The organism is Endozoicomonas sp. 8E (assembly GCF_032883915.1).
Classification (GTDB): Bacteria; Pseudomonadota; Gammaproteobacteria; order Pseudomonadales; family Endozoicomonadaceae; genus Endozoicomonas_A.
This window is the reverse complement of sequence record NZ_CP120717.1, coordinates 578243-599693: the sequence shown is the minus strand read 5'-3', so window position 1 is coordinate 599693 and position 21451 is coordinate 578243. Positions and strand designations below refer to the sequence as shown.

General features: G+C 48.3%; 23 protein-coding genes. 10 read left to right on the top strand and 13 right to left on the bottom strand.

Going from position 1 to position 21451, the window contains the following annotated elements; genetic code table 11:
* Positions 1–95 precede the first annotated feature (95 nt).
* From P6910_RS02405 to P6910_RS02395, 3 genes are read right to left on the bottom strand one after another with little or no spacing between them, the layout of a single operon-like run.
* Complete coding sequence (locus P6910_RS02405) at positions 96–1427, bottom strand: N-acetylmuramoyl-L-alanine amidase (protein ID WP_317144696.1); 1332 nt, start codon at positions 1425–1427, stop codon at positions 96–98.
* On the bottom strand, positions 1412–1945 hold the full coding sequence (tsaE, locus tag P6910_RS02400; protein WP_317144695.1) for a tRNA (adenosine(37)-N6)-threonylcarbamoyltransferase complex ATPase subunit type 1 TsaE: 534 nt from the start codon (positions 1943–1945) through the stop codon (positions 1412–1414). Before tsaE ends, P6910_RS02405 begins: the two co-directional genes overlap by 16 nt.
* Positions 1946–1986: 41 nt before the next feature.
* Complete coding sequence (locus tag P6910_RS02395; RefSeq protein WP_317144694.1) at positions 1987–3516, bottom strand: NAD(P)H-hydrate dehydratase; 1530 nt, start codon at positions 3514–3516, stop codon at positions 1987–1989.
* A gap of 181 nt (positions 3517–3697) precedes the next feature.
* On the opposite strand from P6910_RS02395, the gene queG reads away from it, so the two are divergent.
* On the top strand, positions 3698–4783 hold the full coding sequence (gene queG, locus P6910_RS02390; RefSeq protein ID WP_317146499.1) for a tRNA epoxyqueuosine(34) reductase QueG: 1086 nt from the start codon (positions 3698–3700) through the stop codon (positions 4781–4783).
* Positions 4784–4842: 59 nt separating this feature from the next.
* Complete coding sequence (locus P6910_RS02385; RefSeq protein ID WP_317144693.1) at positions 4843–5232, top strand: nuclear transport factor 2 family protein; 390 nt, start codon at positions 4843–4845, stop codon at positions 5230–5232.
* 17 nt (positions 5233–5249) lie between these two features.
* Here P6910_RS02385 and P6910_RS02380 read toward each other — a convergent pair whose 3' ends face one another.
* Both P6910_RS02380 and orn read right to left on the bottom strand, forming a co-directional pair.
* Complete coding sequence (locus P6910_RS02380) at positions 5250–6599, bottom strand: DEAD/DEAH box helicase (RefSeq protein WP_317144692.1); 1350 nt, start codon at positions 6597–6599, stop codon at positions 5250–5252.
* Positions 6600–6767: 168 nt separating this feature from the next.
* A complete protein-coding gene (gene orn / locus P6910_RS02375; protein WP_317144691.1) occupies positions 6768–7310 on the bottom strand; it encodes an oligoribonuclease in 543 nt (180 codons plus the stop codon).
* 339 nt (positions 7311–7649) lie between these two features.
* On the opposite strand from orn, the gene rsgA reads away from it, so the two are divergent.
* The 4 genes from rsgA (at position 7650) to gshB (ending at position 11480) form a co-directional block, all read left to right on the top strand.
* A complete protein-coding gene (gene rsgA, locus P6910_RS02370) occupies positions 7650–8669 on the top strand; it encodes a small ribosomal subunit biogenesis GTPase RsgA (protein WP_317144690.1) in 1020 nt (339 codons plus the stop codon).
* A 59-nt stretch (positions 8670–8728) separates the two neighbouring features.
* Positions 8729–9541, top strand: coding sequence for a sulfurtransferase (locus P6910_RS02365; RefSeq protein WP_317144689.1), 813 nt, complete (start codon positions 8729–8731; stop codon positions 9539–9541).
* A 74-nt stretch (positions 9542–9615) separates the two neighbouring features.
* Positions 9616–10476, top strand: coding sequence for an archaetidylserine decarboxylase (gene asd, locus P6910_RS02360; RefSeq protein ID WP_317144688.1), 861 nt, complete (start codon positions 9616–9618; stop codon positions 10474–10476).
* Positions 10477–10529: 53 nt separating this feature from the next.
* A complete protein-coding gene (gene gshB / locus P6910_RS02355; protein ID WP_317144687.1) occupies positions 10530–11480 on the top strand; it encodes a glutathione synthase in 951 nt (316 codons plus the stop codon).
* Between the two features lie 61 nt (positions 11481–11541).
* Here the strand turns inward: gshB and P6910_RS02350 are convergent, their stop codons facing one another.
* Entirely contained in the window at positions 11542–12996 is a 1455-nt protein-coding gene (locus P6910_RS02350; protein WP_317144686.1) for a hypothetical protein, read from the bottom strand.
* A 100-nt stretch (positions 12997–13096) separates the two neighbouring features.
* Between P6910_RS02350 and P6910_RS02345 the strand changes: the two genes are divergently transcribed.
* Positions 13097–13462 (top strand): hypothetical protein, encoded by a 366-nt coding sequence (locus tag P6910_RS02345; protein WP_317144685.1) that lies wholly within the window; start codon positions 13097–13099, stop codon positions 13460–13462.
* A gap of 42 nt (positions 13463–13504) precedes the next feature.
* Here the strand turns inward: P6910_RS02345 and P6910_RS02340 are convergent, their stop codons facing one another.
* The 5 genes from P6910_RS02340 to P6910_RS02320 form a co-directional block, all read right to left on the bottom strand.
* Positions 13505–14851 (bottom strand): RING finger protein, encoded by a 1347-nt coding sequence (locus P6910_RS02340; protein WP_317144684.1) that lies wholly within the window; start codon positions 14849–14851, stop codon positions 13505–13507.
* A gap of 216 nt (positions 14852–15067) precedes the next feature.
* Positions 15068–15772 (bottom strand): hypothetical protein, encoded by a 705-nt coding sequence (locus P6910_RS02335; RefSeq protein ID WP_317144683.1) that lies wholly within the window; start codon positions 15770–15772, stop codon positions 15068–15070.
* A 145-nt stretch (positions 15773–15917) separates the two neighbouring features.
* Positions 15918–16073 (bottom strand): hypothetical protein, encoded by a 156-nt coding sequence (locus P6910_RS02330; protein ID WP_317144682.1) that lies wholly within the window; start codon positions 16071–16073, stop codon positions 15918–15920.
* A 148-nt stretch (positions 16074–16221) separates the two neighbouring features.
* Entirely contained in the window at positions 16222–16410 is a 189-nt protein-coding gene (locus tag P6910_RS02325; RefSeq protein ID WP_317144681.1) for a type II toxin-antitoxin system PemK/MazF family toxin, read from the bottom strand.
* Positions 16410–16664 carry an AbrB/MazE/SpoVT family DNA-binding domain-containing protein gene (locus P6910_RS02320; protein ID WP_317144680.1) on the bottom strand — a complete coding sequence of 85 codons (255 nt, stop codon included), beginning with the start codon at positions 16662–16664 and terminating at the stop codon, positions 16410–16412. Before P6910_RS02320 ends, P6910_RS02325 begins: the two co-directional genes overlap by 1 nt.
* A gap of 64 nt (positions 16665–16728) precedes the next feature.
* Between P6910_RS02320 and P6910_RS26655 the strand changes: the two genes are divergently transcribed.
* Together P6910_RS26655 and P6910_RS02315 are read left to right on the top strand one after the other, a co-directional pair.
* Positions 16729–17067 (top strand): IS607 family transposase, encoded by a 339-nt coding sequence (locus P6910_RS26655; protein ID WP_410493912.1) that lies wholly within the window; start codon positions 16729–16731, stop codon positions 17065–17067.
* A gap of 11 nt (positions 17068–17078) precedes the next feature.
* Positions 17079–18242 (top strand): RNA-guided endonuclease TnpB family protein, encoded by a 1164-nt coding sequence (locus tag P6910_RS02315; protein ID WP_317144679.1) that lies wholly within the window; start codon positions 17079–17081, stop codon positions 18240–18242.
* Positions 18243–18365: 123 nt separating this feature from the next.
* On the opposite strand, the gene P6910_RS02310 is transcribed toward P6910_RS02315, so the two are convergent.
* Positions 18366–18944, bottom strand: a complete 579-nt coding sequence (locus P6910_RS02310; protein ID WP_317144678.1) for a hypothetical protein — start codon at positions 18942–18944, stop codon at positions 18366–18368.
* Positions 18945–18962: 18 nt separating this feature from the next.
* Positions 18963–20324 carry an AAA family ATPase gene (locus P6910_RS02305; RefSeq protein WP_317144677.1) on the bottom strand — a complete coding sequence of 454 codons (1362 nt, stop codon included), beginning with the start codon at positions 20322–20324 and terminating at the stop codon, positions 18963–18965.
* A 250-nt stretch (positions 20325–20574) separates the two neighbouring features.
* Between P6910_RS02305 and P6910_RS02300 the strand changes: the two genes are divergently transcribed.
* Positions 20575–21441: an energy transducer TonB gene (locus tag P6910_RS02300; RefSeq protein WP_317144676.1), complete on the top strand. Its 867-nt coding sequence runs from the start codon at positions 20575–20577 to the stop codon at positions 21439–21441.
* The last annotated feature ends 10 nt before the right edge of the window (positions 21442–21451 follow it).

Sequence of the window (21451 nt, the reverse complement as noted above, 5' to 3'; positions counted from 1 at the left end):
CCCTGGATTTTCCACACAATGGCACTGTATAGGAAAAAACCCGGGAAGAGACTGACCAGCCTGTCAGCATTACTGACATTCTCTTCAGGTGTCTTTTAGTTGGGAATCACTAACATCTGTCCAGTTCTGATCCTGTCTGATCGACTGAGATTATTGGCTGTTTTCAATGAACTCAGACTGATATCAAAGCGATTGGCAATCTCTGACAGGGTATCACCGGCCTGGATCACATACTGGTCTGGACGGGTATCTATTTTACCCTCAGCCTTGAGCCTGGAGATCAGAGTACCGGGCGGTGGCTTCTTCACAAAGTAGCCTTTCACGCCTTTGTATATCTGTCGGGCCATAGCACGTTGATGGCTTCGGGTTTTCAGTTTACGCCCTTCTTTTGGATTAGAGATAAAACCGGTTTCCACCAGAATAGAGGGAATATCAGGAGACTTCAGAACCACAAAAGCAGCTTGCTCCACCTGTTCTTTATGCAGCCTGTTGATCGTACCTATATTCTTCAGCACCCTGTCACCGACTTCCAGACTCGAAGACAGCGTCGAAGTCATGGACAGATCCAGCAAAACACCCGCCAGAATATCGTCTTTGTCACTCAGGGATATGCCCCCTTCACCACCAATCAGATCAGACGAGTTTGCTCTGTGAGCCAGCCAGCGGGCAGTCTCTGATGTTGCTCCCCCTCTGGACAGGGCATACACCGAGGCACCATTCGCACGGGGGTCCGTAAAAGCGTCAGCATGAATGGATATAAACAGATCGGCTCCTGCTTTACGAGCAATAGCGGCACGTTCACGCAGGGGGATATAGTAGTCTCCAGTTCTTACCAGAACAGGCTTGAAGCCGGGCTCTTGGTTCAACAGAGCGGCGAGGTCTTTGGAAATGTTCAGCGTGACGACCTTTTCATGCCCCCCTCCATAGGCCAGTGCCCCCGGATCTTCGCCACCGTGGCCGGCATCAATCGCCACGACAATATCTCTTTTGGAAGATATTTTAATGGGCTCTTTTACCGGCTCTGCTGTTTTTGTGGGATCATCAAAGAGATCTACCACCAGACGATAGCCGTATGTGGCATTGGGTTTAAGCAGGAAGCTTTTACTGGTGACCTTATTTCTCAGATCCAGGACAATCCGCAAATCTTTCTTGTTTCGAACCCCATAACGAATCTTGCTGATAGGGGTCGAGCCGAGTCGGGGATTGACTGAACTTTTGGGCTTCCGGGTGCCACGAATATCCAGCACCAGTCTTCGAGGGTTGTCCAGAAAAAATTGCGAGTGAGCCACTTCACTGGAGACATCAAATACCAGACGGGTCTTATCAGGCGATCGCCAGACACGGACATCGTCAACCTGGGCTGCAAACAATGGCAGAGGCAATAGCAACAAAGCAGCAAAAAAGAATTTCCTTATCCTCGACGACATTCTCCCTCCTGCCGTCCCTGCAGTTTTCTCAACATACCCTGCCCACGTTCGGTTCCCGCTTTGATGAGAGCCTTGCGTCCGGGCAGGTTGTAATCCAGTTGTACTTCCAGATCGGCATCCGGCAGAGCTCCCTCACCTTTGCAGGGCCACTCAATCAGACACAGACAGTCTTCTTCAAAATAATCCCGCCCCCCGATGAACTCAAGCTCTTCAGGATCAGCCAGTCGATACAGATCAAAATGATAGACCTGCTGACCTTCAACTGAGTAGGGCTCCACCAGGGTATAAGTCGGGCTTTTCACCGCCCCCTGATGACCAAGACCATGCAGAATACCCCGGCATAAAGTGGTCTTTCCGGCCCCCAGGTTTCCGACCAGATAAATGACGGCATGACCACTGCTTACCTCAGCCAGCTTGTTGCCCAGCTGAACCATTTCCTGCTCATTATCAATCAGCAGCTCAATCCTGCCTTCCATACACTCACTATTATCTTTACTGGAACGGGTAAGGGCACCCATTCATTATTTATTGTGTCCGTAGCCAAAGCTGTCTCTATAGCTCAAGGCTGTTTTGCTATTTTATTCAGCTGACTTCTTATGTGAGGGACGGTTTCCAGTGCCAGCATCCCTCGTTCACCTTGTAGCCCCGCCAGATGGTCTGCACCTGTCGCATGCAGCCAGACCCCCAAAGCTGCTGCATCATGGGGCTCTACGCCCTGAGCTGCCAGTGCGGCAATCACACCGCTGAGTACGTCCCCCATACCCGCCACAGCCATACCCGGATTACCATCCGGGCACAGGTTGAGGACTTTTCCGTCGTATACAAGCGTGCCCGCCCCCTTTAATACGATCACTGCACCGAAACGGTCAAAGAGTTCTTTTGCAGCTTTAACCCGGTCTGCATTAATGGTTGAAGTTCGGGTTTCAAGCAATCTTGCCGCTTCGCCGGAATGGGGTGTGAGAATCATCGGGTACTTTCGATGTTTAAGCAACGCCGGATCTTCCGAAATGATATTGAGACCATCGGCATCGATTACCACAGGACACTGAGCTTTCAGCACTTCAGCAAGGAGCTCGCGGGCCCATGAATCTTTTCCCAGACCGGGTCCCACAACCAGCAGATTTTTCCCTTCCAGGAGCGAACGAAGATCTTCTCCACCCGAAACGGCCGAAGCCATCAACTCGGGACGCCGGGCTGCCAGAGCCAAAAGATGTTCCTGACGGGTAGCCACTGTGACCCGACCGGCACCACAATATAATGCAGCTTCTGCCGACATAATGGCAGCTCCGGGCATACCATGGTTCCCGGCCACCACCATAACATGCCCATTGTCGCCTTTATGTGCATCTCTGGCTCTGGGCCGAAGCCAGCAACTCAGTCTGTTTTCTGACAACCTCAGCGCTTCATTCGGCACAGTTTCATACACCTCCCCCGGCACATCCAGATCAGCAAATTCAACCTGCCCGGACAGCTCTTTTCCCCTGCCTGAAAGCAACCCCAGTTTCATACCTATGAATGTCACCGTCACATCTGCCTTTATGGCAACGCCCATAGCGATGCCTTTGTCAGCACAAAGACCGGATGGAATATCAACAGCAAGAACAGGCCGACCCGATTCATTGATTCGAATGACAACGTCTCGATAGCGACCCTCAACGTCTCTACCCAGCCCCGTTCCCAGCAGAGCATCGACGAATACATCACCGGACAGCGGCGTCTGAGGTGTATAAGGTTCAACATCAACACCTTCTGCGATACAGGCTTTATAGGCTGACAGGGCGTCTCCTGACAGCTTTTCCGGAGAAGAGAGGAAATTTACTGAAACCGAAATCCCACGTTTAGCTGCCAGCATGGCCACCAGATAACCATCTCCACCATTATTCCCACCACCGCAGAAGACCTGAAGCCGATTGCCAAGAAGAAGGTCTGGCCAATGGTTCATCAGAGAGCGAAAAACCGCACCGGCAGCCCGGTTCATCAGCTCAAAGCCATTGATCTGAAAATCATTGATTGCTACATCATCAAGCCGACGAACTTGTTCTGCAGTATAGAGCCGGTCAAAGATGCCAATTTGATCGCTATCGTACATAAGCACTCACTCCTACCTCCATAGATTACCTTAATATTGACAGCTGAACAGCTTCGATTCCGTCTAAGAAGTAGCCCAGGATTGCCCTTTCTGCGGTCTGCCATTATTCTCGACCAGGGGTGTGTTAGAATGCTCGTCTATAATCTCAGATTTTTCCTGGCAGCAACTGATCAACGTGTCTATCTCCAACTACTCTTCTGAAAGCCCTGATTATCAAAAGCTGGCTGACGATATTCGTCTTTGGGCCAGACATTTAGGCTTCCAGCATGTGGGTATTACTGAAGCCCGAATCCCGGAGCGGGACAAAAAACAGTTTCAGCAGTGGCTGGATCAGGGCCTCCACGGTGATCTGGCGTACATGGAGCGGTATAAGGAACTCAGGTGCCATCCTGAAAAGCTTCATGAAGGTGTCATCCGGGTTATCTCCGCCAGAATGGATTATCTGCCTGCAGAAACCGAAACCATCAAGATTCTTAATGAACCGGAAAAAGCCTATGTCTCCCGCTATGCCCTGGGACGTGATTACCACAAGCTCATTCGCAAACGCTTAACCCAACTCGGAAAGAAAATAGAAGCAGTGGCCCCGAACCACGGCTATAGGGCATTTGTTGACAGTGCCCCAGTGATGGAAAGACCTCTCGCCCAGCAGGCGGGTCTGGGCTGGATGGGCAAACATTCCCTGATTATCAACCGTAAGGCAGGTTCTTTCTTTTTCCTGGGAGAACTCTTTACTAATTTACCTCTGCCCACGGACGAACCTTATGAGAAGAACCATTGCGGCCGCTGCACCGCCTGCATGGATATTTGCCCTACCCAGGCGATTGTCGAGCCCTACAAAGTGGATACCAGAAAGTGCATTTCCTATCTGACCATTGAAAACAGTGGCCCCATACCCGAAGAGCTTCGCAGCAAAATGGGTAACAGAATTTTTGGCTGTGATGACTGCCAGCTCACCTGCCCCTGGAATCGATTTGCCAGACACACACAGGAAACTGACTTTCAGCCTCGTCACCATCTGGATAACAGTGATTTGGCGGATCTCTTTCTGTGGACAGAAGAAGAATTTCTGGAGCGCACCGCAGGCTCACCGATCCGGCGTGCGGGCTTTGAATGCTGGTTGCGGAATCTGGCAGTGGGTTTAGGCAACGCCCCGACAACGGATAAAGTCATGTCAGCGCTTCACCAGCGCCAGAACTACCCCTCGGAACTGGTAAAAGAACATGTGGCATGGGCGCTTAAACAACACCACCCAAATGCTCAAGATTAAATCTGTGCATGGGCTACCCTTAGGGGCTACTGAGACGCAGATTCCAGAGGTTTTTGATCATGTCTGTAAAGTTATCGGGTGATTCACTCACGCCCTTTCTTCATATTGTCAAACAATACAACCATTACATTCAAACCAAAGATCTCCGTGGCATCATGTCGTTGTTTGTCAAAGACGACGAGCCCCACAGCTTCGGACTGCATGTCAATTTGAATGAACGGGAAGCATTGAGACAGCGGTTAACAGACTATTTTAATGCCAGTGAATCCTGCACAGCAGCATTGGAAGCAGAACCGGTTGTCTATCACTATGGCGAAGCCGCCTGTCTCTGCATGATGCTACCCGTGAAAGGTGCCGAAGGTGCTCATATCAGGGTTACTATTTTTCTGGAAAATCATTCCGGACATTGGCTGATACGTCACCAGCATATTTCCCAGTCACCTGTTTGAAGGAATTAATTAAAGATTTAAACGGCCTTGGACCCGGGTACTATTCGCCTTGGCTTTCCGGGCGCATCTTTGGTTTCTGCCCCTTGCTTACGTCTGACAGGCGTATTGGGCTTATGGCCTCTGGAAACCTCCCCCGAGCGCTGACCATCCTGATGCTCTATTCTGGGTTTCTTTGGCTTTTTAGGCTTCTTGCGCTTGGGAGGACGGGTATCCAGTCTGGATTCTGGCAGTGCATTCACAGGCTTGAAACCCGGGATTTCCTCTCGATCAATCACCTGACGGGTTAACCTCTCAATTGCCACCAGTTGTTTGAATTCATCAGCACACACCAGAGAAACTGCCTGTCCGGTGGCACCGGCCCTGCCTGTTCTACCGATTCGATGAACATAGTCTTCGGCCACATTGGGAAGCTCAAAGTTAACAACCTGCGGCAACTGATCAATATCCAGCCCTCGCGCAGCAATATCGGTGGCCACCAGAACTCGAATCTCACCACTTTTGAACTCAGCCAGTGCTTTTGTCCGGACATTCTGACTTTTATTGCCGTGAATAGCTGCGGCCTGAATCCCCTTACCCTCAAGATGCCGCGTCAGCCGGTTGGCACCGTGTTTTGTTCGGGTAAATACCAGCACCTGACGCCAGTCATTCTCTTTGATCAACTGAGTCAGCAGTGCGGCTTTCTTGTTTTTATCCACAGGGCAAACACACTGGTCTACAGTTTTAGCGGCGGCATTTTTCGGTGTGACCGAGATTTCTACCGGCGAATGCACCAGACCTTTTGCCAGATTTCGAATCTCATCGGAGAAAGTCGCCGAAAACAGCAGGTTCTGCCTGCTTTTGGGAAGGATTGCCAGAATCTTGCGAATATCATGAATAAAACCCATGTCCAGCATACGGTCGGCTTCGTCCAACACCAGCACCTCCAGCTGTTTGAACTTCACAGCATTCTGGCTAAATAGATCCAGTAGCCTGCCCGGCGTTGCCACCAGCACATCTACGCCTCTTCTCAATCTCATCATCTGGGGGTTGATCTTGACGCCCCCAAATACCACGGTAGAGCGCAGAGGAAGGTGGCGACTGTAGGTTTCCACACTTTCAGCCACCTGAGCGGCCAGCTCACGGGTGGGTGTCAGAATTAACGCCCGCACCTGATTGGCCTGGACACGGGGTCCTTTTGCCAGCTTCTCCAGTATGGGCAAGGTAAAGCCTGCCGTTTTACCGGTGCCTGTTTGGGCCGCTGCCATGACGTCGTGGCCCTCAAGTACGGCAGGAATAGCCTGAGACTGAATAGGCGAAGGGGCATCATAGCCTTGCTCTGCCACAGCTTGGAGGATGGGAGCTGATAATCCCAGCGAGTCAAAACTCATGAAACATTCCCGGTTGGCGTCATTCAGCAGAACCGGGCTGAAGACAAGGAGAGGTGGGCAGCTTAACCAATATGTCTGACTGAAGCTATCAGGTCTTTGCTGCAATAACGAAAAAGAACAGCCACTCTTTTTAAGAGCCACTGTTCAGAGTCACTGTTCTGTAACTGATCAGGATTTAATAAAGTTTTGGCGGTAGAAACGAAGCTCTTCTATGGATTCACGAATATCTTCCAGCGCCAGATGAGTGCCTTTCTTGGTAAATTGATCAAGCAGCCCAGGCTGCCACCTTTTTGCCAGCTCTTTTAAGGTACTGACATCGATATTACGGTAGTGGAAAAACTCATGAAGTTCTTTCATGTAACAGTTCAGAAAGCGACGGTCCTGACCAATACTGTTACCGCACATGGGAGATGCACCGGCCTCGGAGTGCTGTCTGAGAAAGGCCAGAGTCATTTGCTCGGCCTCACTCAGACTGATCTGGCTTTCACGGACTCTCTGGGTCAACCCTGTTTCACCGTGGGTTTTGATACACCACTCATTCATATTGTTAAGTACTTCATCACTCTGATGCACCGCTATCACGGGGCCTTCAGCAATAAAATTCAGCTGATCATCTGTAACAATGGTCGCAATTTCCAGAATTTGGTCATGTTCGGGCTCAAGCCCCGTCATTTCCAGGTCGATCCAGACAAGATTATCTGCTTTAGCCATCAAGCACCCGATTTCCTTTAGAGAGATGTACCAGCCCGGCAATGAATACGGCCCGGATTCTAACATTTGAAATAGCCTTTATCCCGATCCCGTGACATTTTCACAAAAAATATCGGCAAATGAAGAAAGCCATGGCTGACTTATTAAGTCTAACCGATCATAATCTCTCCGTGAAACCTACACTCGCTTCCTTCTGACCGCTCTGTAGCTCAGTATCGATTGGCACCTTCTGTCTATCCATTTAAAGATGTGGGCATCAGCGAGACAAAGGCTATTTCTGGCCATTGCCATGAAAAGCCAGAACCTATCCAGCAGACCAGGTAAAACCTTGAGTAAACCATGAGTAAGCGCAAACTAACGCGCAAACAGAAATGGCGCATAGAGAAAGTCCAGCAGGAACGCATTGCCCGGGCCCGGAAGCGAGAACAGCTTATTGAGCAAAAAATGCAGGACGATAACCTGGGACCTGAACAACAAGGTCTGATCATTGCCCACTATGGTGCAACCCTGGATATCGAGCCGTGGGGCCAAACCGGTGCTGTTCGTCGATGCCACCTGCGGACCAACCTCCCGCCCCTGGTCACCGGAGACCGGGTGGTATGGCGTCCGTCCCTGAAAGACGAAACCGGGGTGGTGGTTGCCCTCGAAGATCGCACCAGCCTGCTCACCCGGCCTGACAACCATGGTCGAATCAAACCCGTTGCCGCCAATATTGACTATATCGTGCTGGTCATAGCGCCTGTGCCCATTCCCCATACCAATCTGATTGACCGCTATCTGGTTGCTGCCGAGACGGTAGGCATTGAACCGGTTCTTTTGCTGAACAAAATCGACCTGCTGGATGAAGAAGGCATGGAACTGATGGACGACATGCTGTCGGCTTATGAAAACATTGGTTATCAGGTCCTTCGGGCTTCTACCCGCTCAGAAGATGGACTGGTGCCTCTCAAAGCTCTGCTGGATGAGCATGTCAGTGTCTTTGTTGGACAGAGTGGTGTGGGAAAGTCCTCCCTGGTTAATGCCCTGTTACCCGGTGTTGATATCCGTGTCGGTGACCTTTCCGAAGCCACCGGCAAAGGCATGCATACCACCACTGCCGCAAAGCTCTTCCACTTCCCCGCAGGTGGCATGTTGATTGACTCACCCGGTATTCGGGAATTTGGCCTCTGGCATATTGATGCCCAGTCGGTTCTTGAAGGTTTCAGGGAATTCAGACCTTACCTTGGTCATTGCCGATTCCGTGACTGTCAACATGAGAAAGAACCGGGTTGTGCCTTGAAGCAGGCTCTGGAAGATGGCGAAATTCTGGAAGAGCGAATGTTCAGCTACAAACAGATTGTCGACTCTCTGGACCTCTGACGGGTCCGTGTTAGCATAGGCTATCGCACTTTCTCATCAGCCATGAACGAAGAAGTACAATGAATTCAATAGACGATCTGCCACTGATCCTTGAAGCTGATCAGCTGGAACCTCTTCTGGGGCACGAAGACCTGCTGATAGTAGACCTTTGCAACCCGCAACTATACAACCACTCCCACATTCCCGGTGCCCTGAGTGTTGCTCCACAGAGCATGCTTTCCGGTGTAAAACCGGCAGCGGGCAAACTTCCTGCCGTTGAACAGCTGAACCAGATGCTCTCCAACATTGGCTACAGCAAAAACAAACATATTGTTGTTTATGATGACGAAGGCGGTGGCTGGGCAGGTCGTTTCATATGGACGCTGGATGTGATCGGACACAAGAAATACAGCTACCTGAACGGCGGTGCACACGTCTGGCTGAAAGAAGGTCATCCCACCGAAAGCACTATTAACCGCCCTGAACCTACACGAGTTGATCTGAAGATTGATGACTCTGTGATTGCCAACAAAGAGCTCATCATGAATTCACTGAAAGACTCAAACACTATGATCTGGGATGCCCGATCAGCTGATGAATATCGGGGAGAAAAACGCTTCTCACAAAGAGGAGGGCACATCCCGGGTGCCGTAAACCTTGAATGGACACTGGCCATGGATCATGACCGTAACCTCAGAATTCGCAAGGACATCGCCGATATTCTTGAACAGCTGGGCATTACCCGGGACAAAAACGTCATTACCCATTGTCAGAGCCATCATCGTTCGGGCTTTACCTATCTGGTGGGCAAGTCTCTGGGCCTGTCTATCAAAGCTTACGATGGTTCCTGGTCAGAGTGGGGCAATCTGCCAGATACCCCCGTAGAAACCTGAGTCAGCGTCTACTTGTGAGCCCCTGCTCTCATCATTACAATCCAATACTCTCAAAAACAGGATGAGTCCTGACTGTGAAAGAACGATTTTTTGCCTTTATCCAATATTTTCTGCCGCACCACCTTATTTCACGGGCGGTATACTGCTTTGTTGAGAGCACCTGCCCCAGGTTCAAGAATGCGCTGATCCGCCGTATCATCAAACAATATGATGTTGATATGAGCGAGGCTGATCGCGAAACGCCTGAAGAATACCTTCACTTTAACGATTTCTTCACCCGTTCCCTGAAACAAGGGGTGCGTCCCCTGCCTGAAGACGAAAGCCTGATCGTCAGCCCTGCTGACGGCGAAGTCAGCCAGCTCGGCGACATCGAAAATGGCAGGATTTTCCAGGCCAAAGGGTGCGACTACAGCCTGATTGAACTGCTGGGCGGGGACAGTGATCTGGGTCAGGAATTCATGGGTGGAAAGTTTGCCACGATCTACCTTTCTCCCCGTGATTACCACCGTGTTCATACACCTTTCGGTGGCACTCTGCGAAAAATGATCCACGTTCCGGGTCGCTTGTTTTCGGTGAATCAGGGCACTGTTGAAAACATTCCAAACCTGTTTGCCCGTAATGAACGTGTCGTGGCTATTTTTGATACTGAGCGCGGACCGATGGCCGTTATCATGGTCGGTGCCATGATTGTTGCCAGTATTGAAACCGTCTGGGCCGGACTGGTGACCCCCATCAGAAAAAAAGTTCGTACCTTTGAGTACGGCGAAGACTCGGCAAAACAGGCCTCCCTGAAACGGGGTGACGAAATGGGTCGATTCAAGATGGGCTCTACAGCCATTGTGCTCTTTGGCAAAGATCAGGTTGACTGGCTTGAATCCTTCGAAGCCGGATCGAAGATCAGGATGGGAGAGGCTCTGGCTGCACCTGCAAAATAGATGAAGGACTCAATTAAGGATACACTGCGGTTTTTGATCGCCCCGGACTTGCAATGACTATAAAACTCGGCGTCGTGATGGACCCTATTGCGTCCATCGAATACAAAAAGGACAGTACTCTGGCGATGCTGGTCGCAGCCCAAAAAAAAGGCTGGGAGCTGTTCTATATGCAGCAGGAAGACCTGTATCAGTCAGAGGGTGTCGCCTATGGCAGTATGCGTCCCTTGCAGGCCCGCTACAATCCCGATGACTTTTATTCTCTGGGAGATCGGGAAGAACAGCCGCTGAGCACCCTGAATGTCATCCTGATGCGTAAAGATCCTCCTTTCGACATGGAGTTTATTTACAGCACCTATCTGCTTGAACAGGCTGAGGCCGCTGGCACGCTGGTGGTCAACAAACCCCAGAGTATTCGTGACTGCAACGAAAAAATGTTTGCCACCCTGTTCCCCCAGTGTACACCTCCGGTCATGGTGGCCCGCAGTGCACGACACCTGAAAGCTTTTGCTGAAAAACACGGTGATGTGGTTCTCAAACCGCTGGATGGTATGGGAGGGTCGTCTATTTTCAGAACTCACCCGAATGATCAGAACTTCAGTGTAATTGTTGAAACCCTGACCCAACACGGGCAACAACAGGCCATGATCCAAAAATACATTCCTGAGATCAAAGCAGGCGACAAGCGCATTTTATTGATCGACGGCGAACCGGTACCTTACGCTCTGGCACGTATCCCGGCGGAGGGTGAACTGCGTGGCAACCTTGCCGCGGGTGGCAGTGGTGTGGGCCAGAAGCTGACCGAAAAAGACTACTGGATCGCTGAGCAGGTGGCGCCAGTATTGAAAGAGAAAGGTCTGCTGTTCGTGGGGTTGGATGTTATCGGAGAATATCTGACCGAAATCAATGTCACCTCGCCCACCTGTATACGACAGTTGGATGAACAGTTTGATATTAGCATTGGTGACAGGTTGATGGATAAGATTGAGGAAAAGCTGTCTGTCTAGGAGGCTGACCGAGAGGGTCGCAAAACCCGTTCCCACGGCTGCCACCCTCTCCCACCACTCGTTACCTGCTGTGATCTTTTCTTACGTGATCCCAAAGAGCTCTCCTGCTTAGCTTCTCGCACTCAGAGCAGGTTCGCTCTCCAGCGTGATCTTCTCTATGAGCCACCAGGACCACGACATTCCTGAAGAGCCGCCCGCATACCTGCCGCTGGCCATCTTCGCTGATTCGGGTCACACAACAGATTAGTTGCCCGCATGTTCTTGTTATGGCAGCGAAAGAGGCCCTCTGTGAGGAACTGGCCCGACCTTCTGCTTCAAAACGGTATGGTGGCAGGAGTCGACAAATGCCATAACAGGGATAGACGGGACAGTTAGAACCCAAAGTATGCAAATTATGCTGCGTAGTGCCAACGAAAAAGATCGCTGGGGCAATGGGATGAGCTTCTGCTTCAGCCAGCCTTCTCCGATGGTATGGTGGCAGGCGTCGACAAATGCCATTACAGGAATCGACGAAACAGCTTGGCCCCAAAGTGTGTGTATTATGCTGCGTAGTGTTAACGAAAGAGGCCGTTTGTGAGGAACCGGCAGCCGTGGGCTCGTTGTAGTCCTCTTGTACCTCTGAGCATGATCTGAAATCCGGTAATTGTGCTAATGAAGACAGGTCCCCTCTGCAAAGTGGGCAGGAACATTGTGAACTGCTCAGAATTACCTTTTGTAAACAGTGTTTGTCAATTTTCTGCGAACAACAGGGAGTTGCAATCACATCAGTAAGCTTGTCAAGGCAGACGGGGCAATTCTCAACGGCTTGCGCCAGCCCTCCGCCAGAGGGTGGTGGCCGGAATCGACAAACGCCATGACAGGAATCGACGTAACAATCTAAACCGTAAGTATGTTGGGGTTGTTCAGGGTCTTCTTTACCGTCGCGGCGTCGAGACAGGTGCTTGGCGAAAAAGCGTTTAAGGCGGGAGGTTTTTCCTGAGGCCTGCTGACCGGAGGATGCTGATGCCTGGCTTTGTTGGCCATTTTCTTTTTGACTCCTTCCGGGAAGTACCATAGTCGTGATTGCAAACGGATGATCCCCTTGTGTCAAAATAGATGCCGCCTCCGGTTGATCTGCCGGGTTGAACAGTGATGATTCAGGGTTCCAATAGCTTTTTAAAAGCATGCCGACGGTGATGAGTGCTTCTTCAGGTAGCCACGAATCAGGCTTGGAGCCCGTTGGGGCTTGATGGGTGGTCAGAGCCAGTCCGCAGGCAACCAGCAGTTGAGTGGCGTATAGCAACTGCCAGGAAATCGTCTCAATACAGGTTGTTGCTAACCCGTAACCGTTAAGTTCACCTGATGTGGCATCAGCCAGTAAACTCGGGTCTGTGTAGCTGTTTGCGTCGTCAATGTCTAACGAGCTGTCCAATAACGTATTCAGGTTGGGCTTTATAGAAAAGACCTGGTCTGTATCCTGTGCAAGCTCGACAACAAAACGTCTTGTCAACTCCTCGGCCCCGCAAATGACGGACAACGGGAGCAGCAAAAGAAGCACCTTAGGAAGTGTTTTTTTCACCATTACGTCCCTACACTTTTTATTTCTGTACGCGCAAAGTAGACCAGCAACAGAATAAGTGCATATTTCTGTCAAAAAGCAAAGGTTGCAACGGGTAAAAATTCACCGGGAAGAAGGTTTCTCGTTCCCATGCCACAACGGTATGCATTCTCTCGCAGAGTGTGGGAACGAGTTGACTCCCGTCATTCCCGACTTCATTCTCGTCATTCCCGGCTTCATTCTCGTCATTCCCGCGAAGGCGGGAATCCACACTGACTCACCACCAGAACCATACTGCCCGGTGCCCCCCTGGCCTTGTCATCCCCGAGAAGGCAGAGATCCACCGTTGGCGCTGGATTCCCGCCTTCGCGGGAATGACGACCTCAGAGCATGGGAACAAGCTGTTGAAGTTTTGCGACACCCTCAGAGCATGGTAATGAGTTAAATATTCGCATGACCGCATCTGGCCGCCCTCTCTGGCCATTGGTTACCTGCTGTGATTTCTTCTTTTGTGGACCGACAGGGCTTGAGCGTTTGGCAGGATCTTCAGGCACTCAGGGCAGGTTTGCTCTCCGGTGCAATCTCTTCTCCTATGGTCCCTCAGGGCTTGAGCGTTTAGCAGGATCTTCTGGCACTCAGGGCAGGTTTGCTCTCCGGTGTGATTTCTTCTCCTGTGGTCCCTCAGGGCTGAGGCATTCATGAAGACCGCCCTGCATGGCCGCGCCATGCCATCTTCGTTGATTGTGGCCAAGCCACAGGTCAGGTGCCCCCCTGCTATTGATGTGGCAGCGAAATAAGCCGCCTGTGTGGAAATGGTAAAAAGAGGCTGGGGCTCGTTATAAGAGCCTGGTAAGTCCTGCTGTGCCTCTTCGCTTACTGCAAAATCCACTAATTGTGCTGTAGAACTCATGTCTGCTCTGCAAAATGGGCAGGCTTTTATTAATGGTTGTTGAGTGGTCTGAAATATCCTTCGCAAACAGTGTTTGTCAATTTTCTTCGAACAACAGGAAACAACATACAAATCAGTGAACTTTTGAAGGCATATAGGGCACTCATCATCGCCTGATTCAGCCAGCTCACTGCCATCGGATGGTGGTCGTAACTGACAAACACCGTGACAGGAACCAACGTAACAATCTAAACCGTAAGTATGTTGGCGTTGTTGTTCGGGGTCTCCGTTACCGTCGCCAGAGCCGGAATCCTGTGGGCTGGTGAAAGAAGCTCCAGGTTGGGTAATTGTTCCACAGGCCTGCTGACCAGATGATGCTGATGGCTGGTTTGCTGGGTCATTTTTTTGTTCACCCTGCCCGGGCAACACCATGGTGGTGATCGCAAACGGATGATCTCCCTGTGTCGAAATACAAATTGCCTCCGGTTGATCTGTTGGCTTGAACAGCAATGAATCAGGGTCCCAAAAGCTTTTCAAAAGCCAGCCGACGGTGATAAGTGCTTCTTCAGATAGCCATGAATAAGTTTTGGAACCCGAGAGGGCTTCATGGGTGGTCAGAGCCAGTCCGCAAGTAACCAGCAGTTGAGTGGCATAAAACAATTGCCATGAATTTGACTCGGTAAAGGTGTCTGCTAACCCGTAACCATTAAGCCCAGCAGGTGTGAAATCAGCCAGTAAACCCGAGTCTGTAAGGCCGTTTGTGTCATCAATACCTGATGAGCTGCCCGACAATGAATTCAAGTTAGGCTTTATAGAAAAAAACCAGTCTGTATCCTGATCCTCTGCAAGCTCGACAACAAAATGTCTTACCTGCTCCTCGGCCCCGCAAATGACGGACAACGGGAGCAGCAAAAGAAGCACCGCAGGAAGTATTTTTTTCGACATTATGTCCATACACTTTTTACTTCTGTTCACGCAAAGTAGACCAATAACAGGATAAGTGCATATTTCTGTCAAAAACCAAAGGTTGTAATGGGTAAAATTTACCGGGAAGAAGGTTTCTCGTTCTCATGCTCCAGCGTGGAAACGAGTTAAAAAAAGGAGGGGGATTTTTTTACCCCCCTGTTCATCGAAAATCATTTCAATCTAAATCAGTCCAATTCATTTGATCCTGACATAAATTTTTCGATTCAATATTTCTTCGATTTTAAGAAGCCTGGATTCCATTTTGTTGTAATACAACATGGCTTCGCTGCCTAAAAGGCGCATAAGGTTTTCTTCTAGCCACATGACTTTGGATTTATTTTCCTTATACAATTGAAGAAGAAAAGACTCATCACCATGTTTTTGAAAAAGAGATTTTGCCAGGGTAAAACGAGTTTCATTTTCAACCTCTCTAATACCAAATTTTTTATTAAACTGAGTTGCGGCTTTAAATCCATCTTCGATAATCTTTTTATCGTCGTCAGGTTTATTATAAATATCTTTAGTTCGACCAATAGCAGTATCTATAGCCTTATTCAGAATATCATTTTCAAGTTTATCCTTCATCTGATGCGCACGAGTTCCAAAAACTTTCATCTTATTTTCATCAGACCTTTTAAATGCGTCAACAACTGCACCAATAATACGGCTAAAAATATTTTTCCTGCCCGTTTCAGCGGCGACATCGACATCAACAAATCTATATTCATCACTACTGGGGCGGACAGAAACATGGTAATATCTGTTTGCTTGCTCCGAGTAAAATTTTGCTTTTTTCTCGCCACCTTCGAACCCATTAATTCCATCAATGAGTGTTCGGTCGATCATCATATTATCCAATCTATGAATGTAATTGGCAGCTGAAAATCCTTGAGTATTCATATCAATCACCTCCGTGGCAGTTAATCAAGATACCTATCACTCAGGACAAGCAGTAAGTATGTTTTAAAAAGATATAGAAAAGTCATCCTGACCATAATGACAACTCTGTTGGCAAGACTAACAATCGATAGTGATTAATAAATTTTCAGGCGATAATTAACTTCGCTATCTTGTCTGATTGATCGATGATTGATTCCGGCGATTTCTCTACGAAACCAGCAGCCCGGCACTCAAAGTCCATGGATTTCATCTGGTGAACCAGAATAGACCCGTGGGTCGTCATTGTTCTGGTTAACAGCACCTCTAGCAGCCTGTCGGACTTAAGACTGTCCTACTGCGGTTGCGATAAATTGGTCTAAAAATTCCTGCTTCCTCGTCAAATAGCTCGCTATTCTCCTCGGAATCAGAAATTTTTATCCTCAATTTCTCGCAATCCTCGCTACGGACGCTCAAGTCCGACAGGCTGCTAGTTTGACGCCTCGAATGATACGGGTAACAGGAGCAATGATGGCGAACCCTCTATGCTGGTTAAGAAGTCTCCGGGAAAGCATATAGCCAAGTCGGGTTTTCATGATTTCTTTGCCAATACTGGGTGCAAAATTGATGAATACAATATCGCCCCGATCGGGTATGTACATCAAATTTCCTTACCAGCAGGTAACATGCCCAGCCACTCTTTGTCCTCGTCTGTCATGACCAGACGTTCAGCCGGACTTCCTTCAAGCAGAGCTTCAAGAGTTAACTCTTCTTCGACGGGGGACAAGACAATCTTGTTGTCCTCAATGGACAGATTCAGCCTTGATCCTACTTTTATACCTAAGGTTTTCAGTACGACTTTGGGTATACTGACGATACTTGCTCCACCGGACTTTCTGACAGCTATAGATGTCATGGTACTTTTCTCCTGATGTTTTACCCAAGTACAACCGCGACAGGGTTAAAAACAGTTCGCAACAATCTATTATAATCTAAAACTATCTTATAAAATCTCATGCATAGATAAGAGATTAGTAAAGATAGGTGAGGCAGCTCGTCTACTTGGTACAGACCCAGTAACACTTCGAAAATGGGAAAGCACAGGTGAGCTGCTTCCTGCCAGAAAGACCAAAGGTGGAACTCGTTACTACGACGTGTCTGAATTCATAGGCTACAGTAACGAAGCTGCGCCTACGCTTTGCTATTGCAGAGTATCCGGTCACGACCAAAAGCCAGACTTAGACAGGCAGCAAGAGTTACTGGAAGCCTGCTGTTCTGCAAAAGGTTGGCGAACTCAGGTTATACGAAAAAATGCTTGAGACTTTGCGAGATGTTGTTAGCTCACAAGATTGAACTCAGACCGACAAAACAACAAGCCGATTATCTTGATAAGGCTTGTGGTTCCCGTCGTCATGCGTTCAATCAACTGTTAGCACATTTCAATAAAGAAGGCGTTAAATGGTCAAAGAAGGCTGCGAATGAAAAATACCAGGAACTCAGGCTTGAGTTTCCCTGGTATGCCGAAGTCAGCCAACGTGTCACCAGGAACACAATCGACGATCTTCATGACGCCTTTACTCACTTCTTTCGTCGGGTGAAGAAAGGAGAAAAAGCAGGTTATCCAAGATTCAAGAAGCGAGGACTACACGACAGTTTTTCTCTCAGAGAAAAACCCAAGTTCGATGTTGATGACAGAACACTTCGCATTGAGAAACTGAAAACCCGCATCAAGATGCGCCAAGAGCTGAGATTCACAGGAACACCCTGTCAGGTGACAATCAGTAAGCGCGCCGGAAAGTATTTCGCTTCTATTTTGGTAGACACTCAGGATTACGACCCAAAAGCACAAAGCAGTGAGTCTGTAGGCGTTGATTTTGGCGTCAAAGATTTAGCTATTTGTTCGAATGGCAAAACCTTTGCTGCTAATCAGAAACTGAAAGGCTCTCTGAAACGCCTTAACAGGAAACAGAGGGCGTTAAGCCGCAAAACAAAGGGAAGCAACCGCTATGTGAAAGCCAAGCGAGCGGTTGCCAAACTACATTACCGGATAAGTAACCAGCGATCAGCCGTACTACATGAGGTAAGTGATTATCTGACGTCAAGATTCAAAATAATCACCCTCGAAAATCTGAATGTCAAAGGCATGGTAAAAAACCGCAAACTGGCAAGAGCAATCAGTGACGCAGGTTTCGGTAAGCTGAGAGAACTTGTTGAATACAAGGCAGAGCTGAGAGGATGCCAGGTTGTGATTGCAGATCGGTTCTTTCCCAGCTCGAAGAAGTGTGCGGTTCATACTTGCGACTACGTAAATGATAATCTTACTCTGTCTGATCGTGAGTGGCGGTGTCCAAAATGTAAAACTCTGCATGATAGGGATTACAGTGCGAGTTTTAACCTTGATAATTATGGTCGAGACACGTTACAGCTCGACCCTAAACCCTACGCAAGAGTGGAGTTAGACACGATTCGTCGTGCATCCATGCCGACGGCGTAGATAAGTCTACATAATTACAGATTATGTTAGATTTTTAGTAGCGGTTTTACTCAAGTAAAACTATCTAACGAGTATAAAACCCCTTACTGTGAGGATGGAGACATAAGCTCGGCTTGTATCAATTCATTCTATTAATTCGTTCAGCCGTATTCTTGCCATCCTGCCTCGAACTGAATGGAAGTGTACTTTACCATCCTCTTTATTGGATGATCTTTTTGCCCTTGTTAATCTTTTCTTAATCATTGACTTTCCGCTATGGACACAAACCCTCTTGAAGGATAATTCTTCTTTAACCGAGTGCCATGTTTTAGCAAGAGAAAATAGATACTCAACAAAAAGCTCAGAGTTCTGAAGCTGTAGCCTTACCTCACTTTCTCTTGGTTTATTTGACTTCATATCGCCAACAACAGCAATTAAACTCCCTTTGTTTCTTGTCAAAATAACAAAATCACAGCTTTTATTAACTTTGTCATGCTGAACATTTAGATAGCATGAAAGCTGTTTAAAACATGCTTTCAACCGACCAGATGACCGATAATCCAGAGTAAAAGCAATATCTTCATCAGTAAGGCCTGTTATTTCCAGACTCCTGAGTTTTGCATCTGCTCCAGTTTCTTTAACAGTAACTGTAAACATGCCTGACCTTTCCACTATGGGCAATATAACCTCTGGCGCAAGCAAAGCAAGAAATTCAGATCTCATAAAACCAAGCCCCTGAATTCAACTCATCTGATAATAAATGTCATCTTGCAATGCATTGGCATCCTCTATTTTTTGATCAAAAACATCGGTATCAATACCCTCTTCAGTGACCTCCAACTGATGAACTTTATGATCAGAGTGTACTGTGTACGCCTTAACCTGTTCTGGCCGTAATATATCTTCTTTGACCATCTTATGTTCTTTCATGAGGTTGGATCGCCCTTTGAAATCAACATTAAGCATGATTCTGTTATTTATTTCACGCACCAGAAAATCGCTGTGGGTAGTCATAACAACTTTAATGCCTGCATTAACTAACCTGGCCAGTAACTTGGCCATTTGCCTTTGCTTATCTGGGTGAAGATTTAACTCTGGCTCATCAATAATCAGAATGCTGTTTTTTTCAGCTATAGAATTGATATACAGATCCAACAAAAACAGTGACTTAATCGAAGAAGAAGCCAGATAGATGGGTAGAGCTGTTTTATCCCTGTTTCTCTCTTTAACAGGTTGATAAAGGACCTGGTCATTTACAGTTTTAAAACCGCCACCAATAATCTCTCTTAACGCATCAAAAACAGGCTTGTATTCACCTGCTTTATCTTCTTTAAGAAAACTTTTTTTCTTTGCAATATTATCAGCATCACGAATAATATCGATATTATCCTTAATAGGTTCTGCATATCTGGAACGCATACTATTCAACAACCTGAATGGGTTAATCCCTTTCTTGCTGCTATCGGACAAATGCTCAACCAGAATATTCTTACTAAGATCCAGCTCTTTATAGAAAAGAGAAATACCAGTCCTTTCAGAAGTCAGTACAAAAGGTGTCAATATGCAAGCACCAAGAAGCGTCCTGGCCAGCTCCCGCTCTACAATATCAATAACGGCAGGCTCAGGTAGATCTGAATCAGTATCCTGAAGCGTGACAATAAGAGTATTATCCCCTGCCTCTTTAGAGATAAGTAGCACATCCTTTCTACCCAATCTCACTACTCGATGGATATTTTCACTCAAATCCAGCGTGTAGTTTTCAAGCTTCAGACCCACCCTGGCTTTCGACATCAGGTCGGAATCCGTGTTGAAGTACTTCCCAAGATTGTGGCTAAAACGATCAGACATGTTCTTGAGAATCTGATCGAGCTTTCCCGCATAGTCTGTCAACGAGAGCTTTGCAGTTCCGTGCTCCTTCAAATTCTTAAACATCTCAGGTTCAAGATTAAACGAGGCTGTAAAAGGGTAATCTTTCAACAAGCCATACATAGCGTAGTTGAGCCAGGTTTTGCCGACATTATTTGGACCACAGATCAGAGTCATCTCTCCCAACTCTATTGATCCCTGATCCACATACCCCAGATTTTTAAACGTAAATTTCATAATGATGAGCGTACCGAACTTTCTCAGACCTCAATAATACACAATTTTCGTTACCATACGGCAAGTGAGTAGCCCTGACACCTACACCCATTGGAAATATGTCCCCAAACCCAGCAAGCAGTACTTGCGTACCCTATGCTCATTGATGACAATGCTTATGTAGCTGGTGAGGTATTGTGATAACCTTCCAGGCCCCAGGGAGATCAACTATAAGATTCAGGATGCACTATCCAAGAGGCCCACTCCGTCAATGACGACCGTTTCTTCTGCCGACCGCTTAGGCTTTACCCTGTTCATGGCAGCCGCTATTCATGCCGTGATTGTGCTCGGCCTCTCTTTTGGACTTGAAGACAAAGCGCCACCTCCGAAAACGCTTGAAGTCACCCTTGCGACCTACAAGAGCCAGAAAAAGCCGGAAGATGCCGACTTTCTGGCCCAGTTGAATCAGCAGGGCAGTGGCACACTTGAAAAAAAAGCCACACCCACTACCGACCGAAAAGCCGATATACAGGACAACAAAATCAGCGAGGTTGAGCTTCAGCCTCAGGAAGCGGCTGCGCCTGAAACAGAGGCAAAGAAAACACCTCAGGTCGTTACCCGAGCTGAGAGCGAGAAAAAGGTTCAGGACAGTGACGTTATTAACCAACCCACACAAGAGCAACCCAAAAAGGCCGAGCCCAGCAAGCAGATCGATCTGCGTCAGGAGATTGCCAGCCTCGAAGCTCAGCTCAGTGACCAGCGCCAGGCCTATGCCAGACGCCCTAATGTGAAACGACTGACCTCAGCCTCCACCATGCTTGAGCCCGGTGCCGCTTACAAAAATGCCTGGAAACAGAAGGTCGAACGTATCGGTAACCTGAACTACCCTGCCAAAGCCCGCCAACAACAACTGTACGGCGAACTCCGTCTGATGGTGGCAATTAACCGTGATGGCACTCTGTCCAGTGTCGAAATCTTAAAATCTTCGGGTTTCAGCATTTTGGATGACGCGGCTATCCGAATCGTCAGATTAGCGGCTCCCTATGCACCCTTCACAGACGATTTACGGGATTACGACATTGTAGAGATCATTCGTACCTGGCGCTTTGAAAAAGGTAACAGACTATTCAGCCAGTAACGTTTCTGGG